This is a genomic window from Deltaproteobacteria bacterium (assembly GCA_019308905.1).
Taxonomy (GTDB): domain Bacteria; phylum Desulfobacterota; class BSN033; order WVXP01; family WVXP01; genus JAFDHF01.
Genome location: JAFDHF010000096.1, coordinates 1 through 8,936, shown reverse-complemented (window position 1 = coordinate 8,936; position 8,936 = coordinate 1). Strand labels below are relative to the sequence as shown.

The window sequence follows — 8,936 nt, the reverse complement described above, 5'->3', positions numbered from 1 at the left end:
GAGAATCGAGTTTTCTCGTGGGGACAGGGGTCCGGGTACGTCCGTGCAGAAAGAGCTTGATTCGGCGGGTGATGTGTACCGGATCTATAGACCACGCGGAGACTGGTCGAACCAGACGTTCCGGGGTTTTGCAGCACGCAATGAGGCGGGAACAAGACCGTGGTTGGTCGAAAGGGTCCTCGATAGCTTGTGGATCCCCATTGTCCCCGACCCTGAGACATTCGATATGCTTATAATATGCGGCTTGTTTGTCGATGGTAAAGGTGATGGCGGTCGAGACCGGGTTGGGGGATGGCAGGGATTCGAGGGTGTTTTTGTTTGATTGTTTTCCCGGGTTCCCTGAAAAATGGAGGTTCCGGCATTGGAGCTTTTGGGCCCCGGCGGCCGCCCGCACAGGGGGAGGTCGTGGGTTGAAGGAAGGGGCTTGTTGGAGGCAGCCTTCTCCTGTGGGAAGTGGGAGCAAGCCGTAATGAGGAGCGCTCCGCGATGATGAGAAGCGATTTCGAAATCCAGAAGGAGGTGCGCCGCGAACTGAGCCGGACTTCGGCAGATTTGGAAAAGATTCAGTTCAGCGTCACCCGGGGCGTGGTCTATCTTGCAGGAGAGTTCCGGGTTCAAACCCCGTTGCGGAACCTCACAAGGCAAAAACGGTTCGAGGTTCTCGTCGGCACCCTGATCGGCCTGGAAAAGCGACTGGCACTTATTCGTGAGGTTGTGGATATTTGCTTTAATTTCACAAACGTTCAAAAGAAGGGGGGGTTCTGGCGTCTCACATAGGCTGGGTTCGGGTTTTCCTTTGCTTCTGACGTGGGCCTGGGGGCTTGTACCTCTGGCTCAACCCTTGTTTCACCTCTCAGAACCCCGATCCACCAGCACGGATCATAACTTGACCGGCGCGGCGCTATGGTCCTCGGGCAAGAGCCTGATGGGTGAGCCCGCCTTTTCATCTCTCGGCATCGGCCTCAGAATCCCAACCACTGCCTTACCTGATGCTTGAGCTCACCCTTAAACCGGTCTTGTGGTCCTTCACTCGTGATTCTGCCAAGACTCATAACATAGATGTAGCTTGACAATTTGATTAGCTGACGCACATTATGGTCAATCAAGAATACCGTCATTCCCCCGTGCAAAAACCCCACTATCCTTTCGTACATCTCCATGGCAAACTTCGGGGCAAGTCCAACGGTGGGTTCGTCAACAAACAGGAGCCTGGGCTTCACCATCATCACCTTGGCGCATTCCAGCATCTTTTGCTGCCCTCCGCTCAGATCACCTGCTTTCTTTTTCCTTTTGTCGCGGAGGTCGGGGAATTGATCAAAGACCTCTTCCATTCGTCCTCTCACCTGCAGCCGGCTCAATTGAAGTGGCCTCGTAGGGATAGATAGATTATCTTCAACGGAGAGGTAGGGGAATAGACTGGAATCCTGGGGAAGGTACCATATACCTTTGTGGATGAGCATGTAAGGCTCGGCATTGGTGATATCCTCACCCTCGAGGAGGATGCGTCCCCGTTTGGGCTTCAGGAAGCCATATATGCCCTTCACAAAGGTTGTTTTCCCGGCCCCGTTGAGTCCGATCATTCCCGTAATCGTAGATGCGGCTATCCTTACCGATACATCATGGAGGATGTCGATATCTTCTGAGTAACCCAGTGTTACGTTGTCCACTTCGAGCAGGGTTTCCATACCTCAACCTTCCTCTGCAATGCCCCCGAGATACGCCTCGGCCACTTCATCCTTCTTGACCACCTCTTCAGTCGGCCCGTCAGCGATGATTCTGCCCGCATTGAGCACGATCAGCCTGGGGCAGGAGGCGACCACAGAAGGGATGTCATGGCTGACGAGCAAAAGGGTTCCCCCCTGCTCGTAATGGGCCCTCATGAATCCCTCGAGGATACTCTTGAGTTCGGGGTGGATCGAGGCAAACGGCTCGTCGAGAAGGACCAATTTAGGATTCGCCATAAAGCAGGTGCCGAATTCCAGGATCTTCCTCTGACCGCCCGAAAGATTTCCAGCATCCTCGTGGGTCATAGAATCCAGGGAAAGCCGGGTCAGAATCATCCTCGCCCTGTCAAGGATATCCCGAGCCGGAATTCGACCGACCGCATAGCCGACAGTCAACATATTCTCCAGCACTGACATCCTGGGGAAGATACGGGTGGCCTGGAACATGCGGGTGACCCCCTTCTTGGCGACCTGATTAGGACTCAGGCCATCGATCCGGTCTCCATCCAGGTAGATGCTTCCCCGGTTGGGCGGGTAGTATCCGTTGATGATGTTCAAGAAAGTGGTCTTCCCGGAGGCATTAGGCCCTATCAGACCGATAAGCTCTCCTTCGTCCATGCCGAAGGAGACGTCTCTCAGGGCTTGGAGACCTCCAAAACCCTTGGAAACCCCCTCGACTTCCAACAGCCTCCGGCCCTTACCCATTGTATATCCGCCTTTCCAAGATGTTCTTGAACGAACCGTACAGGCCGGCTCTCCAGAATCTTATGACGATTATGATCAGGAAGGCAAAGATGACCATATGCTGAACCCCGAATTCACGGACATACTCGGACAGGGGCTCCAAGATGAGACCACCGACGAGGGGACCCGCCAGAGTGCCCATACCCCCGATGACAGCCATGCCGATTATGAGTCCCGATTGCATGACCAACCCCATCTCCGGGCTGGCCAATCCGATAAAATGGACGAAGAGCCCTCCGGCCAGTCCGCATATGACACTGCTCAGTGCAAAACCGAAAGTCTTCCACCAAACCACATTCACACCTCGCCCGCTGGCTGCCACCTCGTCGTCACGGATACTCTGCAGGTATAGGCCGACTCTCGATTTGATCAGAAGATACACGAGGAGTTGAACAAGGACAATAACCAGCAGGAACGTGTAGTAGTAGTATAGATGGCTTCGTTCGCCACCATAGAGTCTCGGGACACTCAATCCCAGGTCGCCCCGTGTGATATCATAGGAAAATCTGATAATGCTTCTCACGATTTCCGCGAATGCAAGTGTGGTGAGGGCGAGGTAAGGGCCTCTCAGGCGCAGGCATATGCGACCAAGAAGGAGCCCTATGATACCAGTCGATACCACTGACATAAGGATTCCAAGATAAGGCGGCCAGTTCCAATAGTGCCCTAACAGCGCAGAAGTATACATACCGATCAGGCAAAAGGCCGCCGGGGCGATGGAGAACTGACCCGTATAGCCTCCGAGAAGGTTCCATCCTATAGCTGCCAACGCGTAATACAAAGCCACAACCAGAACGCCCCGCCAATAGGCGGAGACCACGAAAATCGGAAATACGGCAACGATCAATAGAATCGTTGAAGAAAGAATCAGGTCGAGAGCCCGCTTCTCCTCGACAAAACGCCTGCCTTTTTCCCAGTAAGGTTTGAGTTGTGTTCCTATATTCATACTTCTCTTGCCTTTTCCCCAAAAATCCCTTGTGGTCTGAGAAGGAGCACCAGGATCAAAATAACAAATCCAAAGGTGTCGCGGTAACTGTAGGATATGTAGACCGCTCCGAATTGTTCCAACACCCCGAGCAGATATGCCCCCAAGATGCTCCCAGGCACCGACCCCATTCCTCCCAAGACGACGATCACAAAGGATTTGATGGCAGGGAGTGCACCCACAAAGGGTTCGGCAGAGAAGATCGGACATAGGAGGGCTCCGGAAAGCCCTGCCAGAGTCCCCGAGATGCCGAATACGATCATACTGACTCGGCTCGAGTTGATACCTGCGATCGATGCCCCAAAACGGTTCTGTGAAACCGCTTGAATTACCTTCCCCGAGGGTGCGAAACGAAGAAACAGATAGGCCGCTATCAGGACCCCGGCCCCGATACCAAAGGCTATGATACGATGAGCACTCATCATTACCATGTGTCCCAGCGTGACCCTCTCTCTCAATGGAACCAAGCCGGGTCCGCTGATCGGGTAAGGCCCAAATATCTGGTTGGCAAGGTTCATTAGAAAAAGAGACAGCCCGAATGTAACAATAATAGCGTATTCATCCCTCATGGCCCCCCATTCCGTGTATTTTTCGTACAGCGGCCGCATGAGGACGCGTTCCACCGCGACCCCTACAATCATCCCGATAACGATTACGGGGAAGAGCACCAGGAACGGAGATATCCCGAGTTTCAGGGCGATCAGTGCATATGCATAGGCCCCTATCATAAAGAATTCACCATGGGCAAAGTTGACGACCTTAAGAATCCCGAAGATCAGGGAGAGGCCGAGAGCGAGCAGGGCGTAAAAGGTACCCATCATGATCCCGGTTATGAGAATATCCATAACGGCGAAATCTCCTGAATTGCGGGTTTGATTCAAGAGGTCCCCGGCCCTGTATGGCCGGGGACCTCCGTACACGCGTGATCGATACTTTACGGCTTTAGTGGCTTGGCGGTCTCCTGTGCAGGCGGAAAGACGATAGGAGCCTTGGCAAGCGGCTGATCAACTTCGGTAAACTGTATGATCGCGTAGGGCACATCAACCCATTGTTGGAAGAAGGGCCCCCGCTCCATGCAGAAGGTGATCCTGCCCCGGGTTCCTACAACGTCGGTCTTTCTCAGAGCCCTGATGATGGCGTCAGGCTCAACCGTCCCCGCACGCTCTATGGCTTTTGCAACGACCCACACCGCATCAAACCCCTGGAAGACCACCCTGCTCGCTTCTCTTCCCGTTCTCTTCATATGTCGTCTTCTGACCTCCTTTCCGAGGTCGGTCAGTTTCATCGCCGGATGGAAGAGAGCGATTCCAGTCAAGTATCTTCCCGCCTCCCTCACGTTGTCCCAGAAGTCTGGAAGTTCCGCCAGAGCATCCAGATCCAACATCCAGGTCTTGGAGCTAGGGGCGACGCCGTATTCATAGAGTTGGTTGATGACGATGTATCCGGCAGGTGGATCCATTATCGGCACCACAACGTCGGGAGGATTCTTCGTGAGGCTGAGGATTGCAGGCGTGAAATCTTTGGCCTCTCGGTCAAGGACCTTATAGGTGCAATCTATCCCGGGAGCTATCTTCTCCAAATGCTTCTTGAAACCGCGGGCCAGCCCAATACCGAAATCAGTGTTCTCGGGGAGGACGACGACTCTCTTGACGCCCAGGGACTTGACGAATTCAGCCCCTCCAACAGCTATTCGGGAATTGTTCACCGACGTGTTGAACCATTCATCATATCCCTTCTCCCGTATCGCATCAGCCCAGCAATTGACATTCACGTAAGGGATATGATACTCATGGGCCACGTCTGCCATGGCCATACATACCGAGCTGTGATTGCCTCCCACAATCACCGGCACTTTATCCTTGACGAGGAGCCTTTCGGTGGCGGCCCGTCCCTTCTCCGGTATGCCCATGGAATCCTGAAACCTGACTTCCACTGGTCTGCCGAGAATCCCTCCCTGCTCGTTGAGCATCTTGACAGCCAGTTCGATTCCTGCAGTGGCTTCACTGCCTTGAGCAATCGACCCGGGAGGAGACGAAGGCTCCACCGACCCGATTATGATGGGTTCTCCAGCATTCCCAATTCCCGCTGCAGCCAAGATCCCTACAACAAACGCCAAAACTGTTATGGAACGCAGTCTGGTCATTTCTGGTTACCTCCTTTACGCCGATTTGGTCATGGACTGATCGATCCTCACTCGACCTCTAACATCGATCACCTCCTCCCGTGATTCGGGAGCCGCCCCTTGTCGGGCTTCTGGAAGTCGAGACTTCCCCCTTAGCCCCCTCTCGAAGAGATACTTGAAACTGCAGAGAACTTGCCGACCAGGCTCACGACTCTTCGTCTCCTTTTTCGAGCACTTTGACTTTCCCACGGCCCAAAATACTAAAGCCCCCGAGGAGGTAGAAACCGCCTCGGAGGCCCTGCATCGGCACCTTCTGCAGCCCTTTGCTCATAACTCACCCCAGGTGTTGCGAGCCATGCAGTCTGTTGGGCATCAGCTACATGATCTGTCTATCACACGTGATTTGGAAATGCAACTAGCAAAAGAAGAAGGGGACGTAGGTTCTTAAGCAACTTACTCGGTGCGCTGTGGGCGGGCTTCTCCATTCGTGCGAGTTCCTGTCGGCTTTGGCCTCGGGCCCTGGCCGGACCATCAAAAGGAGGTAAAATCCCTATGGCGTTCTGACTGGTGTCACTTGGAGGGGTGGAATGAGGGATTACCAGTCGAAGGGGGTCAGACCTTGGGAACTGAGTTCTGTCGTGATTTCGCACGTGATAGATTCTCTGATCGTATGCTCCCGAAATTCTTTCAAAGAGGCTGAATTGCAGGGCGGGTGAAGGGGATTGGAGACGGTCGGTGTCGTTGTTGTCAAGACTCGACCGGATTTTCGATCCCTTTTCCGAACTCTCCAACATCCCACTGAAGGGGATCTTTGCCTTGGGAAAAGAGGGAGCAGGGCAGCAGAATTGGCCGATGGAACTGGTATGGGTACTTAAGAGCTTTCACCCCTCACCAGGCCAGGGGGGGCATAAGGGTGCATTCTAAATGGCAGAAAAGGAACCGCCGTCACCCCGAGAGCCCCGGTCTCTTGAGGTTCGCGCATCCTGGGAGGACGTGGAGGTGGGTGGAAATCTACTGGGCCAGGTGGAGATCCCCTCCGTGCCCGCACCCTGCCCAAGGGGCTGGGAAACTTCCCCTTCTGGTGTGGTCATGAGATGCAAAAAAGCCATGGAACAGATCTACCATCTGGCTCCAGGGCTGGCCATGGATCTATTTGTTGGCGAGTGGGACACCAAAAAGGCAGACTGATCGCTTTTCCCCCAACTTCCCTCTACCTTTGGGCTTTCCTCAAATTTCTACGTTTCATTAGCCCCTCATGAAATCGGCGTCCTGTTTTCACCCAGGGGTACTCTTACCTTTCCTCCCCTCCTGGGATCATTCCTGTCATTTGATAGGGTTCGACTTTGGGGTACTGGCCGGGACCGCCTGTCGAAGTATTTCTTGCCATCTCGTCCCCGGTTATGTTTGGAGACAGCCTGGAGGTTAGGGATGTTGCCATGCCACACGGGATCAATACGATTCGTCTTAAGCAGGGATTTCAAGACCCTCAATTCCTGATCGGTCACAAAGGTCATGGCAATGCCTGACCGCCCCATTCTCCCGGTCCTTCCCGTCCTGTTCGTGTAGGATTCCAGGCCGGAAGGATAGTCATAATTAATCACATGACTGACATGGCTGAAGTCGAGCCCGCGGCTGGCAAGGTCCGTGGCAACCATGAAGGTAATCTCATTTCGGCGAAAACGCTCGAAGATCGATGTCCGCCTCGATTGCTCCAGACCTCCGTGGATATACCCTACCGACTTAAACTTTGATCTCAACCCCCTTATCAGTTTCTCGCCGCGATGTCGCGAATTGCAAAAGATGATCGCCTGGGAGATCCTCTCCCCTCTTAGGTATTCGATCAGTGTATTGAGCCGATCACGTCGCCCCGTATACTGAAAATGGTGAATAAGACTCTGCGGAGCCACCTGTTCCTTATTCAATTCTACTCTGACGGGTTCTTTCAGATAGGCCCTGGCCAATCGATCGATCTCCTCGGGCATCGTCGCTGCAAAAAACAATGTCTGGTGCTTGTGGATCAGGCAGGACATGATGAAGTCTATATCTTCGATAAAACCCATCTTCAGCATCTCGTCCGCTTCATCCAGAACCAGCGTGCGAACACAAGAGAGGTCAATCGATGCGGTATGATATAGGAAATCGATCAATCGTCCAGGTGTTGCGACGAGGATATGGACCCTGTCCGCCAATTTTGCTTTTTGAATCTCCATCGAAAACCCGCCAAAGATGGCAAAGGGGACGGCATCCGTAAATCTCGAAATTCTATCTATCTCTTCCACATATTGAAGTGCGAGTTCACGGGTAGGAACCAGGATTAGGGCCTGGATGGCATTGACCGAAGGATCGATCATCTTGACCAGCGGAATACCGCAGGCGGCCGTTTTGCCTGAGCCGGTCTCTGCCCGGGCCAAAAGATCCCTGCCGGTCAGGATAGGAGAGAGGGTCTTTTCCTGGATGTGTGTCAAATCTTGATAACCCATGTTGGTCAAGGCCTTCAGAATCTCCGGCCCTAAATCTAATTCTGAAAATTTCATCGTCAACCCTCAAATAACTCGGTCGATATCAAACAGAGCTATCTTTTTCAATTTTTCCGCCAAACCTATGATTTCCTCGATCTTACACGACCCTTCGCAATGACGAGGGCCTTTGAAAATCAGCTTTGCAAATCGGTAACAAAAAGCCCGTAAAGAAGTTGTGTAGAGTTCTTTACGGGCTTTCGTCTTACTGCCAAGAGTACTCCATCCAACTAATGAACTATACAATACTCTTCACGTAAAAGCAAGAACCACAGATCAATTCCCCGCTGCACCCTGGTCAAGTCCTATCTTTGCTGTAGATCTGGTCTGGGGCTGATGGGCTTATGACCAATGGTTCGTGCATTCTTTGAGCTCCTTTGTGGAGTTCATCATGGAGTCCTTCAAGCTGGTGGCGCTCGGGTTCGGTGATCCTGACGCCTCTCCGCCCTTCAGATGCTCGGATAAGGGATGCAAACATCTGTTTGAGGAACGGTCTCTCTCCGAAGAGGGTCGGTGCCCCCTTGGTGCGGCTCGGGTCCTCCTCAAAGAGTCGGTCAAGCAGGTTGCTAGTTCCGATTTGGTGGAGTTACCCCTTGGTGGCTCACGACATGGCAGCAAAGACGCTGATAACTCTCTGATAGGTGGGAGTCGATGCTTGTTTTGGCCTTTTTGGGGAGCGCAGACCGACGCCTGCCCCCGGGCAGAGCCCTCTGGTCCAAAGTGGACCGCTCCCTGGTCTATTCTATAACAGCCCGGATTCCCTTGAACGGAGTGGATCTGCCGGGATCGTTCGGCCTTTTCCGCCCTTGCCATGCCGGGAACCAGGTCCGTTTCAACCCACCAGG

Annotated in this window: 7 protein-coding genes; 1 reads left to right on the top strand and 6 read right to left on the bottom strand. The window is 53.4% G+C overall.

Annotation, left to right across the window (positions count from 1 at the left end; genetic code table 11):
* Positions 1-486 precede the first annotated feature (486 nt).
* Positions 487-777 (top strand): hypothetical protein, encoded by a 291-nt coding sequence (locus JRJ26_19360; protein ID MBW2059655.1) that lies wholly within the window; start codon positions 487-489, stop codon positions 775-777.
* Positions 778-962: 185 nt separating this feature from the next.
* Here JRJ26_19360 and JRJ26_19355 read toward each other — a convergent pair whose 3' ends face one another.
* The 6 genes from JRJ26_19355 to JRJ26_19330 all read right to left on the bottom strand — a co-directional run bounded on the left by JRJ26_19355 (position 963) and on the right by JRJ26_19330 (position 8,109).
* A complete protein-coding gene (locus tag JRJ26_19355) occupies positions 963-1,685 on the bottom strand; it encodes an ATP-binding cassette domain-containing protein (protein ID MBW2059654.1) in 723 nt (240 codons plus the stop codon).
* Positions 1,686-1,688: 3 nt separating this feature from the next.
* Complete coding sequence (locus JRJ26_19350) at positions 1,689-2,429, bottom strand: ABC transporter ATP-binding protein (GenBank protein MBW2059653.1); 741 nt, start codon at positions 2,427-2,429, stop codon at positions 1,689-1,691.
* On the bottom strand, positions 2,422-3,414 hold the full coding sequence (locus tag JRJ26_19345) for a branched-chain amino acid ABC transporter permease (protein ID MBW2059652.1): 993 nt from the start codon (positions 3,412-3,414) through the stop codon (positions 2,422-2,424). The genes JRJ26_19350 and JRJ26_19345 overlap by 8 nt, the downstream gene beginning before the upstream one ends.
* Positions 3,411-4,298 (bottom strand): branched-chain amino acid ABC transporter permease, encoded by an 888-nt coding sequence (locus JRJ26_19340; GenBank protein MBW2059651.1) that lies wholly within the window; start codon positions 4,296-4,298, stop codon positions 3,411-3,413. Before JRJ26_19340 ends, JRJ26_19345 begins: the two co-directional genes overlap by 4 nt.
* A gap of 89 nt (positions 4,299-4,387) precedes the next feature.
* Positions 4,388-5,596, bottom strand: coding sequence for an ABC transporter substrate-binding protein (locus JRJ26_19335; GenBank protein MBW2059650.1), 1,209 nt, complete (start codon positions 5,594-5,596; stop codon positions 4,388-4,390).
* Between the two features lie 1,232 nt (positions 5,597-6,828).
* Positions 6,829-8,109 (bottom strand): DEAD/DEAH box helicase, encoded by a 1,281-nt coding sequence (locus JRJ26_19330; GenBank protein MBW2059649.1) that lies wholly within the window; start codon positions 8,107-8,109, stop codon positions 6,829-6,831.
* Between the last annotated feature and the right edge of the window lie 827 nt (positions 8,110-8,936).